Annotated in this window: 2 protein-coding genes; both read right to left on the minus strand. The window is 69.6% G+C overall.

Annotated features, from left to right (window positions below; genetic code table 11):
* Nucleotides 1–212 (minus strand): Mur ligase domain-containing protein (locus tag G6018_RS00295; RefSeq protein ID WP_241731957.1); only part of this gene is annotated, 212 nt, incomplete at its 3' end.
* 75 nt (nt 213–287) lie between these two features.
* The coding region (locus G6018_RS00300; protein WP_241731958.1) for a penicillin-binding protein 2 at nt 288–2089 on the minus strand (1802 nt) is incomplete at its 5' end.

The following is a 2089-nucleotide window of genomic DNA, read 5'->3' on the forward strand; positions in this document are numbered from 1 at the left end:
GCGTCGGTGAGCACCGCCGAGGCGCCCGCCTCGACCGCGGTCGCACAGAACGAGGCGCCGTGGATCCTGGTTCCGGGCAGCGCCGCGAAGAGGGTGCCGGGCATCGCGTCCTGGGCCCGGATGGTGGCGCCGGTGAGCTCCGTGTGGGCTGCCGCCCTGTCGCCGAGGAGGCCGGCGCGCACCGCGTCCGCCAGCTGTGCCGCTGTCGTCATAGCCTGTCCTCGACCCGCCTCTCGTTGTCCGTGACCCCCCGTGAACCCGCTACACGCTACCTTGCCGGTCGCGGGTCACTGCGCCTGCAGGATCAGGTCGGCTGCGGGGGCGGACGGCGGGATGTTGTCCCGGTTGACCAGCCAGGAGGCGATGTCGTGGAACAGCGGCGCGGCGGACGCGCCGAGGGTGCCGCGCTGGGGGGCGTCGAGCATGATCGAGATCACGTACCGCGGATCGTCGGCGGGCAGGATCCCGGAGAAGGTGATCCAGTACCGGGAGTTGGAGTAGCACGCACACGACGGGTCGATCTGCTGGGCCGTGCCGGTCTTACCGCTGATCTGGTACCCGGCCACCGCGGCCTGAGGGCCGGTTCCCGCCTGTGCTCCCGGCCCGGACTGGACCACCGAGCGGAACATGTCACGCACCGTGCGAGCGGTCTGCTCACTCACCACCCGCTCGCCCTCCGGTCGCTCGGACGCATGGGTCTCACCGTCCGGGTCCACCCGCTCGGCGACGATCCGGGGCGGCACCCGGACCCCGTCGTTGGCGATCGTCTGATAGATGCCCGCCATCTGCAGGGTCGTCATGGACAACCCCTGGCCGATCGGCAGGTTGGCGAAGGTACCGCCCTGCCAGTTCTGCAGGTCGGGCACCAACCCGTCCGATTCACCGGCGAGTTCGATCCCGGAGCGCTGCCCCAACCCGAACTTCTCCAGGTACTCCGAGTACGGCTCCTTGCCGACCCGCTGGGCCAGCATGAGGGTCCCGACGTTGGAGGACTTCCCGAAGATGCCCGTGGTCGTGTACGGCGTGGGACCGTGCTGCCACGCATCGGAGACGGTCACCCCCTCCATGCTGATGCTCCCGTCGACGGAGTGGACCTCCCCGGGATCGGTCAGCCCGGCCTCGATCGCCGCGGCGGCGGTGATGATCTTCTGCACCGACCCGGGCTCGAACGGCGAGGTGATCGCCGGGTTACCGAGGTCGGCCCCGCGCTCGAGCTCGGCGCCGATCCCCACCGCGGGGTTGAAGGTGTTGTCGTTGGCCATCGCGCGGACCTCGCCGGTCCGGGCGTCCAACACGACCGCGGACGCGCTCTGCGCACCCGAGGAGTCCTTGGCGGACTGCACCGCCTTCTGGACGTGCCACTGCAGGTCCGCGTCCAGGGTCAGACGGATCGTGTCGCCGTCACGCGGTGCCGAGACGTTCCGCAGCGTCCCCGGGATCACCGTGTCGTCCTGGGCCCTGTCGAAGGTCTGTCGGCCGTCCTCGCCGTCGAGTTCGTCGTTGAAGGACGCCTCGATGCCCTGCAGGCCGATGAGCTTGCCGTCGTCGCTCTTCGACGTGGCTCCCACCACGTTGGCCGCGAGGGCTCCGCCCGGGTACTCGCGGATGTCCACACGCTCCGCGCCGATCATGGGGAACTTCCTGGTGATCGCGTTGGCCTGGGTCACGTCGACGTTGCGGACGAGGTAGGTGAAGCCACCCTCGGACGTGAGCTTGGCCTCGATCTCCTCGCGGTCCACCTTCTCCCCGAGCACGGACTCGAACTCGTCGCCGATCTCGTCGACCAGCTGGTCCCAGGTGGGTTTGGTGCGGTCCAGTTCCCTGCGCGCCTCGGCGTTGCGCTTCTCGACCAGTGGCTGGATGGACAGATCACGGGCTTCCCGGGTGAACGCGATCGGGTCGCCGTGCACATCGACGATCGCGCCACGGGTGGCGGGGAGCACCTGGTGGACCTGCCGTTGGCTCTCCGCCCGGGCCGCGAGTTCGGTGCCACCGATCGTCTGTACCCACAGCAGCTTGACCAGCGCGATCACCATGATCACCACGAAGGCGGAGCGCATCCACGTGAACCGCCGGTCCGTCGACGCCG

Source organism: Dietzia sp. DQ11-44 (genome assembly GCF_014145205.1).
Taxonomy (GTDB): domain Bacteria; phylum Actinomycetota; class Actinomycetes; order Mycobacteriales; family Mycobacteriaceae; genus Dietzia; species Dietzia natronolimnaea.